General features: G+C 58.8%; 20 protein-coding genes. 11 read left to right on the plus strand and 9 right to left on the minus strand.

Annotated elements, in window-relative coordinates; translation table 11 throughout:
- Window positions 1-133: 133 nt before the first annotated feature.
- Window positions 134-949 carry a UDP-2,3-diacylglucosamine diphosphatase gene (locus ACX3YF_RS15040; protein ID WP_458973898.1) on the plus strand — a complete coding sequence of 272 codons (816 nt, stop codon included), beginning with the start codon at window positions 134-136 and terminating at the stop codon, window positions 947-949.
- Between the two features lie 92 nt (window positions 950-1041).
- Here the strand turns inward: ACX3YF_RS15040 and ACX3YF_RS15045 are convergent, their stop codons facing one another.
- Complete coding sequence (locus tag ACX3YF_RS15045) at window positions 1042-1632, minus strand: HD domain-containing protein (RefSeq protein WP_198132677.1); 591 nt, start codon at window positions 1630-1632, stop codon at window positions 1042-1044.
- Window positions 1633-1650: 18 nt separating this feature from the next.
- Complete coding sequence (locus ACX3YF_RS15050) at window positions 1651-1962, minus strand: Mpo1-like protein (RefSeq protein WP_198132676.1); 312 nt, start codon at window positions 1960-1962, stop codon at window positions 1651-1653.
- Between the two features lie 161 nt (window positions 1963-2123).
- On the opposite strand from ACX3YF_RS15050, the gene ACX3YF_RS15055 reads away from it, so the two are divergent.
- Window positions 2124-3185 (plus strand): AraC family transcriptional regulator, encoded by a 1062-nt coding sequence (locus ACX3YF_RS15055; protein WP_458973899.1) that lies wholly within the window; start codon window positions 2124-2126, stop codon window positions 3183-3185.
- Here the strand turns inward: ACX3YF_RS15055 and ACX3YF_RS15060 are convergent.
- Entirely contained in the window at window positions 3142-4596 is a 1455-nt protein-coding gene (locus ACX3YF_RS15060; protein WP_130203825.1) for a TrkH family potassium uptake protein, read from the minus strand. The genes ACX3YF_RS15055 and ACX3YF_RS15060 overlap by 44 nt on opposite strands.
- 121 nt (window positions 4597-4717) lie before the next feature.
- On the opposite strand from ACX3YF_RS15060, the gene ACX3YF_RS15065 reads away from it, so the two are divergent.
- Window positions 4718-5284 carry an NAD(P)H nitroreductase gene (locus ACX3YF_RS15065; RefSeq protein WP_448647328.1) on the plus strand — a complete coding sequence of 189 codons (567 nt, stop codon included), beginning with the start codon at window positions 4718-4720 and terminating at the stop codon, window positions 5282-5284.
- A 108-nt stretch (window positions 5285-5392) separates the two neighbouring features.
- Here ACX3YF_RS15065 and ACX3YF_RS15070 read toward each other — a convergent pair whose 3' ends face one another.
- The 6 genes from ACX3YF_RS15070 to ACX3YF_RS15095 form a co-directional block, all read right to left on the minus strand.
- Window positions 5393-6736 (minus strand): sensor histidine kinase, encoded by a 1344-nt coding sequence (locus tag ACX3YF_RS15070; protein WP_130203824.1) that lies wholly within the window; start codon window positions 6734-6736, stop codon window positions 5393-5395.
- A 182-nt stretch (window positions 6737-6918) separates the two neighbouring features.
- Window positions 6919-7368 (minus strand): Spy/CpxP family protein refolding chaperone, encoded by a 450-nt coding sequence (locus tag ACX3YF_RS15075; protein WP_130203823.1) that lies wholly within the window; start codon window positions 7366-7368, stop codon window positions 6919-6921.
- A gap of 202 nt (window positions 7369-7570) precedes the next feature.
- A complete protein-coding gene (locus ACX3YF_RS15080; protein WP_027922300.1) occupies window positions 7571-8248 on the minus strand; it encodes a response regulator transcription factor in 678 nt (225 codons plus the stop codon).
- Between the two features lie 7 nt (window positions 8249-8255).
- Window positions 8256-8669 carry a translation initiation factor 2 gene (locus ACX3YF_RS15085; protein ID WP_130203821.1) on the minus strand — a complete coding sequence of 138 codons (414 nt, stop codon included), beginning with the start codon at window positions 8667-8669 and terminating at the stop codon, window positions 8256-8258.
- 110 nt (window positions 8670-8779) lie between these two features.
- Window positions 8780-9079, minus strand: a complete 300-nt coding sequence (locus ACX3YF_RS15090; RefSeq protein ID WP_008156126.1) for a YciI family protein — start codon at window positions 9077-9079, stop codon at window positions 8780-8782.
- A 1-nt stretch (window position 9080) separates the two neighbouring features.
- On the minus strand, window positions 9081-9677 hold the full coding sequence (locus tag ACX3YF_RS15095; RefSeq protein WP_103406380.1) for a septation protein A: 597 nt from the start codon (window positions 9675-9677) through the stop codon (window positions 9081-9083).
- 87 nt (window positions 9678-9764) lie between these two features.
- Between ACX3YF_RS15095 and ACX3YF_RS15100 the strand changes: the two genes are divergently transcribed.
- The 8 genes from ACX3YF_RS15100 (at window position 9765) to ACX3YF_RS15135 (ending at window position 18299) form a co-directional block, all read left to right on the plus strand.
- On the plus strand, window positions 9765-10628 hold the full coding sequence (locus ACX3YF_RS15100) for a PHP domain-containing protein (RefSeq protein WP_103406381.1): 864 nt from the start codon (window positions 9765-9767) through the stop codon (window positions 10626-10628).
- A 13-nt stretch (window positions 10629-10641) separates the two neighbouring features.
- Window positions 10642-11271, plus strand: coding sequence for an L-threonylcarbamoyladenylate synthase (locus ACX3YF_RS15105; protein ID WP_130203818.1), 630 nt, complete (start codon window positions 10642-10644; stop codon window positions 11269-11271).
- Between the two features lie 60 nt (window positions 11272-11331).
- Entirely contained in the window at window positions 11332-12090 is a 759-nt protein-coding gene (locus tag ACX3YF_RS15110; protein WP_174552501.1) for a segregation and condensation protein A, read from the plus strand.
- A gap of 11 nt (window positions 12091-12101) precedes the next feature.
- Entirely contained in the window at window positions 12102-13091 is a 990-nt protein-coding gene (gene scpB, locus ACX3YF_RS15115) for an SMC-Scp complex subunit ScpB (RefSeq protein WP_448647326.1), read from the plus strand.
- A 313-nt stretch (window positions 13092-13404) separates the two neighbouring features.
- Window positions 13405-14634: a 23S rRNA pseudouridine(2605) synthase RluB gene (rluB, locus tag ACX3YF_RS15120; protein WP_047532076.1), complete on the plus strand. Its 1230-nt coding sequence runs from the start codon at window positions 13405-13407 to the stop codon at window positions 14632-14634.
- Between the two features lie 863 nt (window positions 14635-15497).
- Window positions 15498-16913 (plus strand): amino acid permease, encoded by a 1416-nt coding sequence (locus ACX3YF_RS15125; protein WP_448647325.1) that lies wholly within the window; start codon window positions 15498-15500, stop codon window positions 16911-16913.
- A gap of 224 nt (window positions 16914-17137) precedes the next feature.
- Window positions 17138-17638, plus strand: coding sequence for an Hcp family type VI secretion system effector (locus ACX3YF_RS15130; RefSeq protein WP_448647324.1), 501 nt, complete (start codon window positions 17138-17140; stop codon window positions 17636-17638).
- A complete protein-coding gene (locus ACX3YF_RS15135) occupies window positions 17631-18299 on the plus strand; it encodes a DUF4225 domain-containing protein (RefSeq protein WP_448647323.1) in 669 nt (222 codons plus the stop codon). Before ACX3YF_RS15130 ends, ACX3YF_RS15135 begins: the two co-directional genes overlap by 8 nt.
- Window positions 18300-18854: the final 555 nt, after the last annotated feature.

Here is an 18854-nt window from a genome sequence, read left to right on the forward strand (position 1 = left end):
CAGGGCTCCGGGGACTGGGCGGCAGTTTACACCGGGGCGGCTCGTTCGCGTTGTCACAAGACTGACTTGCTGCTGTCATGGGCTATTAATCCACCCGGCGCAAGCTGGCGAAAACCAGTCCTGAGGGTTGCCCATGACCAGCGCCGAGCTCGCCAAACCCAGCCGTAAACAACGAGTGCGGACCCTGTGGATTTCCGACGTGCATTTGGGCACGCGCGATTGCCAGGCCGAGCATCTGTCGCAGTTTCTCAAGGGTTACCACGCAGACAAGATCTATCTGGTGGGCGATATCATCGACGGCTGGAAACTGCGCAGCGGCATGTACTGGCCGCAGGCGCACACCAACGTGATCCGGCGCTTGCTGACCATGGCCAAGCGCGGTACCGAGGTGATCTACGTCACCGGCAACCATGACGAATTCCTGCGCCGCTATTCGAAGCTGATTCTGGGCAATATCCAGTTGGTGGACGAAGCGGTGCACGTGACCGCTGACGGCAGGCATTTGTTGGTGATCCACGGTGACCAGTTTGACGTGATCACTCGCTATCACCGCTGGCTGGCCTTTCTCGGCGACTCGGCCTACGAATTCACCCTGACCCTCAATCGTTGGCTCAACCATTGGCGTGCCCGTTATGGCTATGGCTACTGGTCGCTGTCGGCGTACCTCAAGCACAAGGTGAAAACCGCCGTCAGCTTCATCAGCGATTTTGAAGAAGCCATCGCCCATGAGTGTGTCAAACGCGAGCTGCATGGCGTGGTGTGCGGGCACATTCACCATGCCGAGATTCGCAAGGTCGGCGAGGTGGATTACCTCAATTGCGGGGACTGGGTGGAGTCTTGCACAGCGCTGATCGAGCATTGGGATGGCACGATCGAGTTGTATCGCCTGGCGGATGCCCAGGCGCGGGAGGCGCAGTTGAAGGCTTTGAAAGTCGCCGAGCCGGCTTGAATATTGTGCTGATTGCAGTGGCCTCATCGCGAGCAGGCTCGCTCCCACAATTTGATCGTTTTTCCTGAAAGAACACGGTCCCCTGTGGCCTGTCAGGCGGGTGAGTATTCTTCCATCGCCGCCTTGTAGATCGAGTGCTTCGGCTGCGCAAACAGCCGCGCCATCATCGGTTCAAAGAAGCTCAGCGGCAGGGTGTCATACGCCGGATCAAACGCCGCCGCATCGTACCTGGCGCAGAATTCGATGGTTGCCAGGTACTGCGGGTGATCGCTGAATTGCTCGCGCAGGTGCCGGTCCATGCCCAGGTGATGGAAGAAGTAGTAGCCCTGGAAAATTCCGTGTTTTTCCACCATCCACAAATTCTCGGCGCTGACGAACGGTTTGAGGATGGCGGCCGCGATGTCCGGGTGGTTGTAGGAGCCAAGGGTGTCGCCGATGTCATGGAGCAGGGCGCAGACCACGTACTCTTCATCGCGGCCGTCGCGCCAGGCGCGGGTGGCGGTTTGCAGGGAGTGGGTCAGGCGGTCCACTGGAAAGCCACCAAAATCACCCTCCAACAACTTCAGGTGCGCCGCGATTCGTGCCGGCAGTTGACGGGCGTAGGCACTGAAGTCCGCAGCAATGATCGCCCAGTCTTCCTGGGTGCCGTCCTTCATGTGGGTGAAACGGGCGTTTGCATTCATCGGCAATCCTCCTGTGCTCTAGAACGGCACGCGTCCCAGAATCATGTCGCGATACATGACGAAATCGCCGAGCAGGCTATAGAAGGGATGTTGGAACGTTGCAGGGCGATTCCTTTCGAAGAAGAAATGTCCGACCCAGGCGAAGCTGTAACCGGCCACCGGCAAAGCCCATAACAGCATCCAGGCGCCCCGACCAATGGTCAGCGCCAGAATGAAAATGACCAGCGTCGTGCCGATGAAGTGCATTCGTCGGCAAGTGCTGTTGCTGTGCTCGCTGAGGTAATACGGGTAAAACTCAGCGAAGCTGTTGAATCGTTTGACGTTTTCCACGACCGCGATCTCTGTGGTTATTGTTCTGACTGCAAGTTGTTCTGCGGGTAGCTTATTTGAGTCTAGAGTGATCAATGGCATCGGCCAGTGACAATAGGCGCCACTTTAGTATCCTTCGGAAATTGGCCGTGACATTGCGGCTCATCATGTAAGAACCCGACATGAGCGAACGAACGACTTCTGCAAGCTGGGCGATGGGGATTGTCAAAGCACTGGAAATGGACGGCCTGGATTGCCGGGTTCTGTTCAAACAGCTGGGGCTTGACTACGCGGCATTGGATGATCCGGATGCGCGATTTCCGCAGGACTCCATGACACGACTCTGGCAACGCGCGGTTGAGCTGTCCGGCAATCCGGCGATTGGCCTGAACATGGGCAAGGTGGTACGACCCGCGCAGTTCCATGTGACCGGCTACGCCTTGATGTCCAGCCAGACCCTGGCCGAAGGTTTCAAGCGGCTGGTGCGTTACCAGCGAATCATTGCTGAAAGCGCGGACCTGAGTTTCCGTCTGCTGGATGAGGGGTATGCGCTGATTCTGACGGTCCACGGCGATCATTTGCCGCCCACCCGTCAAAGCGCCGAAGCCTCACTGGCCTGCGCCCTGGCGTTGTGCGGCTGGCTGACCGGTCGTACGCTGCACCCGCGCAAAGTGCTGGTCCAGGGCGATCAACCGGCCAATCTCGAGCCCTATAAACAGGCTTTCCATGCGCCCTTGGTGTTCAACGCACCTTACGATGCGCTGATTTTCGAGCGTTCGGACATGGAAGCGCCATTGCCGACAGCCAACGAGGCCATGGCGCTGCTGCATGACCGCTTTGCCGGCGAATACCTGGCACGGTTTTCCGAGGGGCGCGTGACCCACAAGGCGCGGCAGGTGCTATGCCGCTTGCTGCCACAGGGCGAGCCCAAGCGCGACACCGTGGCGCAAACGCTGCACCTGTCGCAACGTACTTTGCAGCGACGCTTGCAGGAAGAGGGCACGAGTTTTCAAGCGTTGCTCGACGACACCCGGCGCGAATTGGCCGAGCAGTATCTGGTGCAACCGACCATGACCCTGCTGGAAATTGCCTACCTGCTGGGGTTCGCCGATCCGAGCAACTTCTTCCGCGCCTTCCGGCGCTGGTTCGATGCCACGCCCGGCGAATACCGGGCGCGATTGATGGAAGCGCCACCGACGGTCAGTGACGCCAGAACGCCGGAATGCACAGAACAAACACCGTAATGATCTCCAGTCGGCCCAAGAGCATGCCGAACGAGAGAATCCACTTGGCGGCGTCGGGCAGCGAGGCGAAGTTGCCGGCCGGGCCGATGGTTTCACCCAGGCCGGGACCGACACCGGACACGGTGCTGGCGGCGCCGGTGAGCGCGGTCATCCAGTCCACCCCGAGCAGCGACAACAACAGCGCGATCACGCAGATGGTGATGGCGAAGAAAAACGAAAAGGTCAGAATCGAACGCACGATCTCTTCATCGAGCCGGTGACCGTTGTACTTCTGCTTGATCACCGCGCGCGGGTGAATCAACTGATTAAGGTTGGCCTTGAGCAGAATGTAGGCCACCTGGAAACGGAAAATCTTGATCCCGCCAGCCGTCGAGCCGGAACAACCGCCGACAAAGCCCAGATAGAAGAACAGCATCAGCGAGAAATTGCCCCAGAGGCTGTAGTCCCCCAGTGCGAAACCGGTGGTCGTCACCACCGACGTCACGTTCAGCGCCACATGCCGCAGCGCTTCCAGCCAATGCAGTTTGGTGGTCCACCAGTACCAGGTGCCGAGCACCAGCCAGGTCACCAGCAACATGCCAAGCAAGCCTTGGACCTGTTGATCCTTGATCAGCGCCCGGCGGTTGCCGCGCAGGGTCGCCACGTACAGGGTGAACGGCAGGCTGCCGAGAATCATGATGACGATCGCCACCCAGTGCACCGCCGGTTGTGTCCATTTGGCCAGGGACTGGTCGGAGGTGGAGAAACCACCGGTGGAAATCGCCGACATCGCATGGTTGATCGCATCGAACAGGCTCATCCCGGCCCACCAGAACGCCAGGCTGCCGACAATGGTGATGCCGACGTAGGCCGCTACGATCAACCGCGCCACCATGTGCGAACGGGGCATGACTTTTTCGGAACGGTCCGACGACTCGGTCTGAAACAGCCGCATGCCACCGATGCGCAGCAGTGGCAGAATCGCCACCGCCATGCCGATAAAGCCGATGCCGCCGATCCAGTGCAACAGCGAGCGCCACATCAGAATGCCGGGGGACATGCTGTCCAGGCCACTGAGTACCGTCGAGCCGGTGGCGGTGATGCCGGACATGCTTTCAAAAAACGAGTCGGTGTAGCTGATGCGCTGGGTCAACAGAAACGGCAGTGCGGCGAAGATGCACACCACCAGCCAGCTGCTGACGGTCAGCAGGTACATGTCCCGTGGACGCAGGTGAATGTGCTCGGGTCGTCCCGGAATGACCAGCGCCAGGCCGGCGACAAAGGTGATCATACTGGCCCAGAGGAACGACGGCAGGTCATGGGTGCGGTCGAAGATCACCAGCGTGGCCATGGGCACGACCATGGCGATGGCCAGGGTTATCAGGAAGATGCCGATGATGAAACCAATGATCCGTAAGGTCGGCAACGCCATGAGGTCCGCTCGGCTGAATGTGGGAAGGGCGCCATTCTACCTGCGGTGCAGGGCATGTAAACCGGCACTCTGGCGGTAGATACCGCTAGAATAGCCGCACCAATTTTTCAGGAGGTGGCCGATGCAGGCTCTCGACGTATTGCTCAACCGTGTTTCCGTCCCACGCCTGGTCGAGCCGGCTCCCACGCCAGAGCAGCGCGAGGCGCTGTTTGCCGCCGCCATGCGTGCACCCGATCACGGTCACTTGCAGCCGTGGCGTTTCTTGACCGTCGAAGGTGCTGCGCGCGAGCAAATGGGCGAGTTGCTGGCCGAAGCCGCAAAGCTGCAGGATGGCGAAGCCAGCGAGGCGGCCATCGACAAGGCGCGCAACGGTCCGCTGCGGGCGCCACTGGTGGTCGTGGTGATTGCGCGCTTGCAGGATCACGTCAAATATCCAAAGTCCGAGCAACGGCTGGCGGCTGGCTGCGCGGCCCACGGGATTTTGCTGGCGGCCTATGCGCAGGGCATTGGCGCGGTGTGGCGTACGGGTGATCTGGCCTATTCGCCGCATGTGGCCAAGGGCTTGGGATTGGCCGAAGGTGAGGAGGTGATTGCGTTTCTGTACCTTGGCACGCCGCAGAAAGAACCGCGCGTTGCGGAGAAAGTTGATCTGGCCGAATTTGTCTGCGCCTGGCCCGTTAAAGCCTGACGACCTCGATCAAAAGTGGGAGCGAGCCTGCTCGCGATAGCGGTGTTTCAGTCACTTTGATTGTGAATGTACTGCCGCTTTCGCGAGCAGGCTCGCTCCCACAGGGGTTCAGGGTTGGACCACTGCGCCTGGGACGAGTGGCAATTCCAGGCTGGCAATAAACCCGCCTTCCGGGTGATTGGCCAGCACCAGACTGCCGCCATGTCTCTCCGCTGCCCGCCGTGCAATGGCCAAACCCAAACCGTGGCCTGCCGCAGTCTGCCCCGGCGCGCGGTAGAAGGGTTCACCGAGTTGATTCAAGTGTTCGGCGTCAACGCCCGGCCCATGATCGCGCACGCTCACCACGATCCGGTCTCCCTGACGCAATGCCAGCATTTCGATCGGTTGCCCGTTCACCGGGTTGAAGCGCTGGGCATTGCGCAGCAGGTTGTCCACGGCGCGTTCGATCATGGTCGGCCAGCCTTTCAGGTTCAGTTGCGCCTCAGCCTCCAGTCTTACGCTTTGTTCCGGTGAAGCCATTTGCGCATCCCGTTGCAGCGCTGTGAGCAAGGCGTTGAGGTCCACCTCCTCAGCGCTGGCGTTATCGGCATCGACCCGCGCCAGCACCAGAATTTCGCTGATCAGCGCTTCGAGTCGGTCACATTCGCGCGTGAGGCGCGGCCAGAGCTTTTGCCGTTCTTCCGGTGACGCCCGTTCGGTCAAGGCCAGGGCAATGCGCAGCCGGGCGAGGGGAGAGCGCAGTTCGTGGGACACATCGCGCAGCAATTGCCGCTGGCTGCCGATCAGGCTTTGCAGGCGTGCACCCATGCGGTTGAAGTCGTTGGCCAGCACACCGAATTCATCGCGGCGGTTGGCCAGTTTGACCAGGCTGTTCTGTTGGTAAGTGGTTTGCCCCAGATCATGCACCGCGCCGCGCAAACGGTTGAGGGGGCGGGTGATGGAAAGGGTCACGAACAAGCTGAACAAGGTCAGTACCACCAAGGCGATCCCCAGCGCACTCAACGGCCAGAGCAGGCTTTCGCGGTGCCAGGCGTCCAGTTCCGGGTGTGGAATGCGGTAAATCAGCAGGTAGGTGTCGCCGGTTTTTTCGCTGGTGTATTCCGCCGTCAGACGACGCCATGGCAGGTGCCGGTCATCATTGTTCTGGCGTGCTTCGAAGGCCGCCGCGCGACGTGGGAAGGTGCCGCGCACCACCGGGTCGCCGCTTTCGTTGAGCACCTGAACATCGATGTGATATTGGCGTTTGCGCTGTTCGAGAATGTCCTGGGCGGCTTCCTCGCCTTGGGTCTCATAGGTTTGAGTCCACTCCTCGGCCAGGGTGTTGAGGCCGGGATGACGACTGAGAATCCACGCGTCCTGATTGAGCATGTGCCCCAGCAGAATGGAGAGTCCTGCAACCAAAGCGATCGCCAGCCAGAAGCTGGCCAGAATACGCCAGAACAATGAGCGCACAGAAAATCCTCGAACAATCACGGAATCACATGTAGGAGCGAGCCTGCTCGCGAAAAACGAATAGACAACACGTGCTACCTGTTGCCGCGCGTTATCGTTGAGGTCCATCGCGAGCAGGCTCGCTCCTACAGTAAAAGCATCAGACCCAACGGTGTTCAGCCATTGGGTCCGGGGTTAACGCATTATTGCGCTTTTTGCGGTTGTTGCGCTTTCCAGGCCTTGAATTCGGCCCATTCGGCGCGGCGTTCAGCCTGTTGCTTCTGGATCTCGTCGAATTTCTTCTGCTGATCCGGCTTCAGCAGGGCGCGGACGTCGGCTTCGGCTTTCTTGTGGTTGGCGGCCATTTCGTCCTTCATGGCTTTCTGGTCGGCTGGCGAAAGTTTTTCCAGGTACTTGTCTACCAGTTGCTGACGCTCATGCATTTGCTCGCCCATGATCTTGCGGATCTGATCGCGCTGTTCGCGGCTCAGGTCCAGTTGGCTGTACGGGCCTTTGCCGTGCATGCCGTGCATCTGACCGCCATGGCGCGAACCGTCCATTGGCCCACCCATCGGGCCTGTGCCTTCAGGCATGGCCATGGCAACGGTCGGCAGGGCGGCGGCGAACATCAGAGCGATAAGAGTCTTGCGCATGGTGAATCTCCTTGTCTCGTTCCCGGTACGTTCCGGATGAGTACAGATTACGGAGATCAAGGTCAGCGGCGGTCAGTGGAGCGTAAAGCTTGGGTAAAGATGGTTTTCCGCCGACCTGACATAACGTCATTTGGGGCGCCGGTCTGGGGCGAGGGAGCAAGCTGACTCGCCACAGGTTGCAGTCGGCCAGCTCCTTCTCGGTTTACAGGCTGTAGTAGTAACCACGGCTACGCAGCGCGACGATGCGCGGACGGCCATCCGGGTGCGGGCCGATCTTCTTGCGAAGGTTGCTGACGTGCATGTCCAGGCTGCGGTCGTACAGCGTCAGTTTGCGACCGAGGGCTATTTGCGCCAGTTCCTGTTTGTCCAGTGGCTCGCCGGGTTGCTTGAGCAAGGCTTCCAGCAAGCGGCTTTCGGAGACGGTGAGGGTGAATTCCTGTTCGTCGATGCTGACCACGCCGCGCACCGGGCTGAAACACAGGTCGCCCAGTTCCAGCTGACTGGAAACGGCCGCCGGGTGGCTGCGGCGCAACACCGCTCGCAGGCGGGCGGTCAGTTCCCGCGGGTCGCAGGGTTTGGCCAGGTAATCGTCGGCACCCAGTTCCAGGCCGAGGATGCGGTCCAAAGGTTCACCGCGGGCCGAAAGCATCAGTACCGGCAAGTCCGGGTGATCGCTGCGCAGTTGCTTGAGCAGTTCCAGGCCGCTGCCATCGGGCAACATCACATCCAGCACGACGGCTGCCGGAGACGTTTCGGCCAGTGCACGACGGGCGCTCTGGCCATCGTGACAGGCACGGACTTGAAAGCCTTCCTGGCTCAGCCAACTGCTCAGGAGCTCGCACAGCTCCTGGTCATCATCAATAAGTAACAGCTCGCTCATGACTCACTCAATTTAGCCATTGTCGACGTTTTCGACTTGCACCACTGGCGAAGATACCGCAGAGCAAGGCCAATAGCGCAACTCCGGCGCCGATGACGAACCATTGTTGCTGATCGGTCAGCAAGCGCGGCAGCGGGCTGCTGGCCTGGGCCTCCTTGAGTTGCAGCTTCAAGCGCTGGTTCTCCTGGCGCAATCGGGCCAGCACGGGGCTTTCGCGTTCGCCATCGGCATTTTGCAATTGTTTGCTCAGTTCTTCCCGTTGCCGCTCGCTTTCCTTAAGACGCTGTTGCAACTCGGTGATCTGGCTGCCAGCGTTCAGGGACAGCGGCGTCGAATTACCGCCACTGGCGCTTTCTTCACCGTGGACGGGGGCCACGATCGACAACGTGACCAACATCAGACACAACGGACCCTTGCGCATCACGACTCCTGATTCCAATACGAGTATTGGGAAGTTGTCGGCAGGCAAACGAGAATAATGAGCGATTGAGAGCGCGATGAACCGAGAAGGTTCATCGCGAGGGGGACGAATTACGGCAGGACTTGCTTGAACGGTTTGACCGAAACGTTGGCGTAGACGCCTGCGGCGATATACGGATCGGCGTCGGCCCAGGCCTGGGCAGCGCTCAGGGAGTCGAATTCGGCGACGATCAGGCTGCCGGTGAAACCCGCCGCGCCCGGATCATTGCTGTCGACCGCCGGATGCGGGCCGGCCAGTACGATGCGACCTTCGCCCTTGAGCACTTGCAGACGCTCAAGGTGCGCTGGCCGGGCGGCCAGGCGAGCTTCCAGGGAGTTGGCGACGTCTGTGGCAATGATTGCGTAAAGCATGTCAGTCCTCGGTTTTTGGCGTGGTGGTATCGGCATCGTGCAAGTGGCGGGACAGGTAGATACCTTGACCGACCAGGAACAGCAAAGTCATGCCCAGGCTGCCGAAGACCTTGAAGTCGACCCAGTAGCTCTGGAAGGTGAACGCGACAAAGAGATTGGCGGCACCGCAAAACAGGAAGAACACGATCCAGGCGATGTTCAGGCGGGTCCAGATGGCGTCAGGCAGGGTCAGCGCGTGGCCCATGATGCGTTTGATCAGCAACTGCTCACCGACGAAATGGCTGCCAATGAACGCGAGGGCGAACAGCCAGTTGACCACCGGGGCCTTCCATTTCAGGAAGGTCTCGCTGTGGAACGCCAGGGTCAGGCTGCCGAAGACCAGGCAGGCGATCAGGGTCAGCCACTGGCTCTTCTCCAGCTTGCGCTGTTTGATGAACAGCGTGCCGTAGACCACCAGGGAACTGATGATGAGCATCGCGGTGGCGCTGTAGATGCCGCCTACAGTGACCTCGTGGCCGGCAATGTCGACGACCCTTGGATCAATCTTGAAGACGATGAAAAACAGCAGGAGGGGGATGAAATCGATGAATTGTTTCACAGTGGCAGCCAGAAGCAGGATGTGGCGGCATAATAACAAACATATGGGCGCGCGATAGCGCCAGCTGATTTGAGGTTACAAAGCCCCGTGAATGTTGATTTGCACTGCCATAGCACGGCCTCCGATGGCGCCCTGGCGCCTGCGGTTCTGGTTGCGCGTGCGTTCGAGAAAGGCGTGCGAGTCCTGGCCTTGACCGATCACGATACCCTCGAGGGCCTCGACGAGGCCCGCAACGCAGCGAACGCGCTGGGGATGCAACTGGTCAACGGTGTCGAATTGTCCTGTACCTGGGGCGGTGCGACCATTCATGTATTGGGCTACGGTTTCGACGTCAATGCCGCGCCGTTGGTCGAGGCAATCGCCAAATTGCATGACGGTCGCTGGTTGCGATCCGAAGAAATCAGCCGAAAACTGGCGCTCAAAGGCATGCCGGGCGCGCTGGAAGGCGCACGGGAGATCCAGCAGGAATTGGGTGACAGCGGCAACGCGCCGGCCCGCCCGCACTTTGCCGACTGGATGGTGCGCGAAGGTTTCGTCAAGGATCGCGCCGAAGCGTTCCGCAAATGGCTGGGTGCCGGCAAGCTGGGCGACGTCAAGCTACATTGGCCGACGCTGGAAGATACCGTTGAAACACTGCGCGCAGCCAACGCCTGGGTCAGTCTGGCGCACCCCTGGCATTACGATTTCACGCGCAGCAAACGTCGCCGCCTGATTGCCGACTATATTCAAGCAGGGGGCCACGCGATTGAAGTGGTCAATGGCCATCAGCCCGCCGAGCAAGTGGGCAGCCTGGCCATTCTCGCCCGGGAGTTTGGTCTGCTGGTTAGCGCCGGCAGTGATTTTCATGGCCCTGGAGGCTGGTCCGAGATCGGTGAGTACCGCCCGGTCCCGGAGGATCTGCCACCACTGTGGTGTCGATTCAAACATGACCCAATTATTGCCGCCGTCTGAACAGGTAGAGAATGTGAGTCAATTTTTCCAGATTCATCCGGAAAACCCGCAAGCGCGCCTGATCAAACAGGCGGTCGAGATCATCCGCAGCGGCGGGGTGGTGATTTATCCCACGGACTCGTCCTACGCCATTGGTTGCCAGATCGGCGACAAGAATGCCGTGGAGCGTGTGCGCCGGTTGCGCGGGCTGGATGACAAGCACAATTTCGCGCTGATTTGCAGCGACCTTTCGCAACTGGGACTGTTCGCCAAGATCGACACCGGCCTTTTCCGCTTGCTCAAGGCCCATCTACCGGGCCCGTACACCTTCATTCTCAACGCCACCCGTGAAGTGCCGCGCCTGCTGTTGCACCCGAAAAAACGCACCATCGGCCTGCGGGTGCCGAGCCATCCGATTGCCTTGGCGCTGCTCGAAGAGCTCGGCGAGCCGCTGATGAGTGTGACTCTGATCCTGCCCGGCGAAACAGACCCGATGACCGATCCCTATGAAATGCGCCAGGTGCTTGAGCATCAGGTTGACCTGATCATCGACGGCGGTTTCGGCGGGGTCAAGGCGTCCACCGTGATCAACCTCGCCGACGGCGAGCCGGAAGTGATCCGCGTCGGTTGCGGCGATCCCACGCCGTTCATGGCCGAGGCCTAGATGTCCGCAGTAGAACCCGTCGACAGTCAGGCCGGAGCCCAGCAAGAGCTGCCCTTCGCCATGGTCTATGGCCAGGCGGTCATGGAAATGCCGCTGGACTTGTACATTCCGCCGGATGCGCTCGAAGTCTTTCTCGAAGCCTTCGAAGGCCCCCTCGATCTGCTGCTGTACCTGATCCGCAAACAGAACATCAATATCCTCGACATCCCTGTGGCGGAAATCACCCGTCAGTACATGGGGTATGTCGAGTTGATGCAGTCGGTGCGCCTGGAGCTGGCTGCCGAGTACCTGGTGATGGCCGCGATGCTGGCCGAGATCAAGTCGCGGATGCTGTTGCCACGGGCTGAAACCGTCGAAGACGAGGAAGAAGACCCGCGCGCCGAGCTGATCCGCCGCTTGCAAGAGTACGAGCGCTTCAAGGCCGCCGCCGAAGGCATCGACGGTCTGAGTCGCGTCGGTCGCGATGTGCTGGTGCCCAAGCTCGACGCCCCGGAGGCCCGGGCGCGCAAGCTGCTGCCGGACGTGCGGTTGTCGGAACTGCTGCTGTCCATGGCCGAAGTGCTGCGTCGCGGCGACATGTTCGAAAGCCACCAGGTCAGCCGCGAGGCGCTGTCCACTCGCGAGCGCATGAGCGATGTGCTGGAACGGCTCAAGGGCGGCGGGTTTGTGCCGTTCGTCGAGCTGTTCACCGCCGAAGAAGGGCGTCTGGGGGTGGTGGTGACATTTATGGCGATCCTCGAGCTGGTCAAGGAATCCTTGGTCGAGCTGGTGCAGAATGAGCCGTTCGCAGCGATCCACGTGCGAGCCCGAGCCGAATAACGAGTTGAATCATGAACCTGAGTGAACCCCGCGAGCTGGCACCCTTGCTCGAAGCCTTCCTGTTGGCCTCGGGAAAACCGCAATCCCTGGAGCGTCTGTTCGAACTCTTCGAAGAGGGCGAGCGGCCGGAGCCACCGGTTTTCAAGAAAGCGTTGACGATACTCGCCAAGTCCTGCGATGGCCGCGCCTTTGAACTGAAGGAGGTCGCGTCCGGTTATCGCCTGCAAATCCGCGAAAAGTTTTCGCCGTGGGTCGGCCGTTTGTGGGAGGAGCGCCCGCAGCGCTATTCCCGCGCCATGCTCGAGACCATTGCCCTGATCGCCTACCGCCAGCCGATCACCCGTGGCGAGATCGAGGACGTGCGGGGTGTGGCGGTCAACAGTCAGATCGTCAAAACGCTGATGGAGCGTGAGTGGATTCGCATCGTCGGATACCGCGACGTGCCGGGCAAGCCGGCGATGTTCGCCACCACCAAGGCGTTTCTCGATCACTTCAACCTGAAAAACCTCGACGACCTGCCGCCGCTGGCCGAATTGCGCGAACTGGAGCCCGATCCGGTGCTCGATTTCGACGATGCGCCGGTGCCCGCCGGTCTGCAAGAATTGGCGGACGCCAGCGCCGAGCCGGAAGAGCCCAAGGAAGAAACCAGTTTCCATACGCTGTTGCTGGAACTGGACAGCATGGAGGAGGGGATCAAGACCGATTTCGATGATTTGTTGCGTGATGGCGAGGTATCCGTGACTGATCCGGAGTTCGCTGACGTTCAGCCGGACACCGAAACCGTGCAGATCGAGCCGGCGCCTGACCTTGAAGCGGAGCCTGAAGCAGACATCGAGCCGGAACAGGAAGACGACATTCTCGGTGTCGCCGAAGCCCGGGAAAAACTGCTGGCGGCGGTTGCTGCCCTGGAACAGTCAAAACCCGAGCTGAGTGATGAAGAGGCCGAAGCATTGGCTTTGGCTGAAGCCATCGAAGCCGAACGCCGCGAATTCGAAGACTGACCGCAATCCTGTAACCACCCAATATCCCTGTGGGAGCGGGCTTGCCCGCGATGAGGGCGTGTCAGATGACATTGTTGCTGTCTGACCCACCGCAATCGCGGGCAAGCCACGCTCCCACAGGGCTTTGGTAAATCATCACCCAATCACCGGTCGGCGGAAAAGCCAATAAGCTTTGGCGGATCAACTAGTCTCTGATGCGCAAACGCCCTGATGAGCGTATGATTCGCGACCCTTCGGCGATCCCTTCGCCCAGGTACACAGATTTGCAACGTTCCAGGCCACGCCTGGACAGATCACACCGGGAGGTGCCCAGATGAGTATCAACGACCAGCAAGACGACCAGCCAATCGGCCCAGCAGGCGAAAAACTGCAGAAAGTCCTCGCCCGTATCGGCGTCGGCTCGCGCCGTGACGTGGAAGCCTGGATCAGCCACGGCCGCATCAAGGTCAACGGCAAAGACGCCACCCTTGGCCAGCGCGTCGACATGCACGACGCCATCACCATCGATGGCAAGGTGATCAAGCGCGAAGAAGCCGCCGAGTCGGTACGCCGCGTGATCATGTACAACAAACCCGACGGCGAAATCTGCACCCGTGTCGATCCGGAAGGTCGTCCGACCGTGTTCGACAAGCTGCCGCGTCCGAAAGAAGGGCGCTGGATCAACATCGGTCGCCTGGACATCAACACCACGGGTTTGCTGATGTTCACCACCGACGGTGAGCTGGCCAACCGCCTGATGCACCCGTCCTACGAGATGGACCGCGAATACGCCGTGCGTGTACGCGGCGAAGTCGATGACGAGATGATCGAGCGCCTGAAAGCGGGCGTCGTCCTCGAAGACGGTCCGGCGCGTTTCACCGATATCCAGCAGGCTCCGGGTGGCGAAGGGTTCAACCACTGGTACCACTGCGTGGTGATGGAAGGTCGCAACCGCGAAGTCCGTCGTCTGTGGGAGTCCCAGGGGCTGGTGGTCAGCCGTCTGAAACGCGTGCGATTCGGTCCGGTGTTCCTCAACTCCGACCTGCCGATGGGCCGCTGGCGCGAAATGAGCCAGTACGAAGTCGACATTCTCAGCGCCGAAGTCGGCTTGACCCCGGTGGCCATGCCGCAACTGAACGCCAAGAGCAAAGACAAGCTTGAGCGCATGCAGCGCAAGTCTTCGCGTCCGATGGCCAAGACCGAGCGCGTGCGTACCCTGCGTCCGGCGGCTGGTGCACCTGCCGCGCCACGTGAAAGCCGCGAGCCGCAGATCGAAGGCGAGCGTCCGGGGCGCAAGCCTGTTGCACGTCAGGATGGCGAGCGCGGTCCACGCACGCCACGTCCGGCCAATGGCCGCACCGAGCGCGGTGAAGGTCGCGGCGCCCCAGCCGGTCGCGGTACGCCGGTCGCTGATCGCCCAGTCGACACCAAGCGTCCGGCCAAGCCGGCGCCAAAGCGTCCGGGGATCAAGCTGGTCGAGGGTGACAAGCCTTCAGGCAAGCGTCGTGGCGCACCGGCCGGTTCGGGTCAGCGTCCGGGTTTTGGTCGTCGCAAGCCGGAGTGATCGGTAAGCGCTTCATAAAAAACGCCAACCCTCGGGTTGGCGTTTTTTTTTGCGCCTGGTTTCAGTGTTATGTTGATTTTGGGTGCCCCTTCGCTGGCAAGCCAGCTCCCACAGGGTTATCGGGCGTACATAAAATGGGCGGCGCCAAAGATCAAGGTGGGAGCAGGCTTGCCCGCGAAGGCGTCAGGTGCAACACCGTCATGCCGGAAGTGGAAACCCGTCGTTACGCCATGTAACGATTTCCTGACGAATTCCGCCGGTTACCCCCGTGCAATCCTCACTTCCCTGATGCTGTAAGAAAATTCTTCCACTTCACCACCCTTTCAGTCTCGGCCGATGGCTCTAACCCGCTTGTCTCAACGCCTCATGCAGGGTGTCATGCGCGCCATGCCTGTCGTGCAGGTGCATAACAAAAAGGAGGCGCAATGAACGCCGCAATCCGTTTTCACCTCTCTGCGTGGGGCGATTTTTCTGCCGCCCCCGTCAATGACCCGCAAAGGTCTGAGCCCTTTTTTACAGCCGCCCGAGCCATTCGGAGTGGACACAGGCAATCCCGGCAACCGACACGCTGACTCAGCGGTGTCTGGCGGCAGGGGGTTAGCGGTGTACAATGCGCCGCGTTTTACCTGTGACCTCCTGCGCATCTGCGCAAACCTCGAGGCTATCCGCCTTGTTCACTCCGCCGCGTCACGAGCGTGTCGGGTTCGATTTCGTCACAGATAAAAACAAACAGGTGACGCATGACCGTTGTAAATACGCTGAACTCCTGGTGCCTGCGCTGGGGTTTGATCGGTGCCGCTTAACGCCTTTGCTGAGCAGCAACGTCTACTGAACATCATCAAACCTTGCGTGAGACCCTTTTCATGAGTGGACAAAACTCGCATTCAGGCGAGCTGAAACGCGGCCTGAAAAATCGCCACATTCAACTGATTGCCCTCGGTGGCGCGATTGGTACCGGTTTGTTCCTCGGCTCGGCCGGGGTGCTGAAATCCGCCGGCCCGTCGATGATCCTCGGCTATGCCATTTGTGGCTTCATTGCCTTCATGATCATGCGCCAACTGGGCGAAATGATCGTTGAAGAGCCTGTGGCCGGTTCTTTCAGCCACTTCGCACACAAATACTGGGGCGGTTTCGCCGGCTTCCTGTCGGGCTGGAACTGCTGGATCCTGTACATCCTGGTGGGCATGTCGGAGCTGACCGCCGTCGGCAAATACATTCACTACTGGGCGCCGCACATCCCGAGCTGGGTCACGGCTGCTGGCTTCTTCGTGCTGATCAACCTGATCAACCTGGCCAACGTCAAAGTCTTTGGCGAGGCCGAGTTCTGGTTCGCGATCATCAAGGTCGTGGCGATCGTCGGCATGATTGGCCTGGGCAGCTACCTGCTGGTCAGCGGTCACGGCGGCCCGCAAGCGTCGGTGAGCAACCTTTGGTCCCACGGCGGCTTCTTCCCGAACGGCGTCAGCGGTCTGGTGATGGCCATGGCGATCATCATGTTCTCCTTCGGTGGCCTGGAAATGCTCGGTTTCACCGCAGCCGAAGCCGACAAGCCGAAAACCGTGATCCCCAAAGCCATCAACCAGGTGATCTACCGGATCCTGATTTTCTACATCGGTGCGCTGGTTATCCTGCTGTCGCTGACCCCGTGGGACAGCCTGCTGACCACGTTGAACGCTTCCGGCGATTCCTACAGCGGCAGCCCGTTCGTCCAGGTGTTCTCGATGCTGGGTAGCAACACCGCCGCGCACATCCTCAACTTCGTGGTCCTGACGGCGGCGTTGTCGGTGTACAACAGCGGCACCTACTGCAACAGCCGCATGTTGCTGGGCATGGCCGAGCAGGGCGACGCGCCGAAAGCGCTGGCGAAGATCGACAAGCGCGGTGTGCCGGTGCGTTCGATCCTGGCCTCGGCTGCCGTGACGCTGATCGCGGTGCTGCTGAACTACCTGATCCCGCAAAACGCGCTGGAACTGCTGATGTCGCTGGTAGTGGCTACCCTGGTGATCAACTGGGCGATGATCAGCTTCTCGCACTTCAAGTTCCGCCAGCACATGAACAAGACCCACCAGACGCCGCTGTTCAAGGCCCTGTGGTACCCGTACGGGAACTACATCTGCCTGGCGTTCGTGGTGTTCATTCTCGGCGTGATGCTGTTGATTCCGGGGATCCAGATCTCGGTGTATGCGATTCCGGTCTGGATCGTGTTCATGTGGGTCTGCTACGGCATCAAGAACAAGCGCAGTGCGCGACATGCGCTGCAGGCTGCCAGCGCGAAGTAAGCGTGGAACACAGAAACAACAAACCCGGCTATGTGCCGGGTTTGTTGTTCTTGATGTTCTGATTTCACGATTGCGCTGAAGTCTGGTTCCTACAAAGTCGGGAATCGTTTACTACAGTCATTTCGGAATTTTAATAAAACGGATTGATTCAGAACGGGCCTACACCCTGCCTGCTCCTGTTTGCCCTAGACTCGGGCGCTCCAGTTAAACAAGGAGTGCTGATTGTGGCGAGTCAAAGTTACATGAGTATCACCGGTAAACGACAAGGCTTGATTTCAGCGGGTTGTTCAGGCCAAAGCTCTATCGGCAACAAATGCCAACTCAGCCATCAGGATGAAATCATGGTGTTGGCTTACTCGCACGATATGCTCACGGGGAATGATGGCAGTGTTGCAGGCGGTCGCGGCAAGCACATGCCGATCATGATTACCAAAGCTATCGATAAGTCATCGCCTCTGCTGGCGAGCGCGCTGCATACCGGTGAAGAGCTGGACTGCATCATCAATTTATACCGAACCTCCTCGACCGGAGGTCAAGAGCGATATTATTCGATACACCTCACCGATGCGCGTATTGCGCATATCAGCCTGCAGGTTCCCCATGCCATTCGCATGAATGATGCCGAGCCGCAGGAGTTGGTGTCTATCCGATACAGGAATATTGCCTGGGCGCATGTTCCAGCGGCGACCAGTGCTTATAGCACCTGGATGAAAGAGGATGAATGAATCTTCCTGCGATATTCATGATGTAACCAGGTCTGCTTCTGATCTGGTTGCAGCGGGGTGCGCCATTGGCATGGCGCATATTCCTGACGGTTTTGCACGGCTTCGATTTGGTTCGATGGTCGCTTCCTATGTTGATGAAGTGATTCAGGCGGTTGATGAGGGGGTTATTAGTGCGTGGCAGGCCGTACAGGAAATAAGGGCCGAATATGAAGACTTGGCGTCAAAGGCGCGCTTTTATCTTCAAAATGGTGTTGGGGTTGTTGCGGGGGTGATGCAGGTTAGGACGGGGTTTACGATTATCGGAACTCCGGGAGGGCTCGGTGTGATTCCAGGCACCCTCATGGTTGGGCATGGAGCAAATAATATCTATGAAAGCTTCGGAAATATTTATCGTGGGCCGGGTGCTCCGAGCACGGTTGGGCCTGTTAGGTATTTTTATAGGGATATGTTTGATGAAAAGGGTGACATGATTTACTACTCAATGGACTTGTTTCTTTCCGCAATCGGGGTTTTTAGGCCGGAGTCAAAGCCTGGTTCGGTGGAGTTGTTCAGGCGTGATCCAATTAACTATGAGATGGCTTATCGACAGAGTGGTAGGTTGGCTTTGTTTTTTGAAGTATTAGTTGATTTTTTTACGATAGACTCAATGCTGTCAGATTGATCTTTTGCTCTAACTCTAGGAAATATTTTAGGAAGCGAATTTGGTCATATCACTCCACGCATTCTAGGGATGTAAATCTTTAAGCCGCAAATAACTAGAATTATGTAGGTTATCAGATAGGCTATGTCTAGATTGCTTTCATCTATGTAGATTACTTTTCTGATGCCGAACACAATAATTCCGGTGGGGAGTCCGGAACAGCCTAAAACCATGAAGGTGACTGCAATATGATATCGAATGTTTTCAATGTTCATGGGTTGTAAGGTCTTTTTTTTTTGGTGCGTTGGATGAGGTGGTTGTGTAGTCTGTAGTGACTTATGCGAGTGTTATGTCATTCCTCGCATTCTAGGTATATAAATTCGTAGTCCAATTAAAACAAGTGCTATGTAGGTTGTAAGATATGCGATTTTTAGATGTTCTTCATTTATGTGAATTACTTTATTTATGCAGAATACGATGGCGAGTGTGGGAAGTCCCGAGGAGCCTAAAACCAAAAGAGTAACTGCAATATGGTATCGAATATTCTCAAGATTCATTATCTAAGTAATCAGTTTG

The sequence above is a fragment of the Pseudomonas fluorescens group sp. PF-69 genome, assembly GCF_054481235.1.

Coding starts and splice junctions, on each gene's coding strand:
- ACX3YF_RS15065 (WP_448647328.1), top strand. CDS start 4,718: ATGCAGGCTCTCGACGTATTGCTCAACCGTGTTTCCGTCCCACGCCTG.
- ACX3YF_RS15055 (WP_458973899.1), top strand. CDS start 2,124: ATGAGCGAACGAACGACTTCTGCAAGCTGGGCGATGGGGATTGTCAAA.
- rluB (WP_047532076.1), top strand. CDS start 13,405: ATGAGTATCAACGACCAGCAAGACGACCAGCCAATCGGCCCAGCAGGC.
- ACX3YF_RS15125 (WP_448647325.1), top strand. CDS start 15,498: ATGAGTGGACAAAACTCGCATTCAGGCGAGCTGAAACGCGGCCTGAAA.
- ACX3YF_RS15045 (WP_198132677.1), bottom strand. CDS start 1,632: ATGAATGCAAACGCCCGTTTCACCCACATGAAGGACGGCACCCAGGAA.
- ACX3YF_RS15110 (WP_174552501.1), top strand. CDS start 11,332: ATGGTCTATGGCCAGGCGGTCATGGAAATGCCGCTGGACTTGTACATT.
- ACX3YF_RS15060 (WP_130203825.1), bottom strand. CDS start 4,596: ATGGCGTTGCCGACCTTACGGATCATTGGTTTCATCATCGGCATCTTC.
- ACX3YF_RS15085 (WP_130203821.1), bottom strand. CDS start 8,669: ATGCGCAAGGGTCCGTTGTGTCTGATGTTGGTCACGTTGTCGATCGTG.
- ACX3YF_RS15075 (WP_130203823.1), bottom strand. CDS start 7,368: ATGCGCAAGACTCTTATCGCTCTGATGTTCGCCGCCGCCCTGCCGACC.
- ACX3YF_RS15080 (WP_027922300.1), bottom strand. CDS start 8,248: ATGAGCGAGCTGTTACTTATTGATGATGACCAGGAGCTGTGCGAGCTC.
- scpB (WP_448647326.1), top strand. CDS start 12,102: ATGAACCTGAGTGAACCCCGCGAGCTGGCACCCTTGCTCGAAGCCTTC.
- ACX3YF_RS15135 (WP_448647323.1), top strand. CDS start 17,631: ATGAATGAATCTTCCTGCGATATTCATGATGTAACCAGGTCTGCTTCT.
- ACX3YF_RS15090 (WP_008156126.1), bottom strand. CDS start 9,079: ATGCTTTACGCAATCATTGCCACAGACGTCGCCAACTCCCTGGAAGCT.
- ACX3YF_RS15040 (WP_458973898.1), top strand. CDS start 134: ATGACCAGCGCCGAGCTCGCCAAACCCAGCCGTAAACAACGAGTGCGG.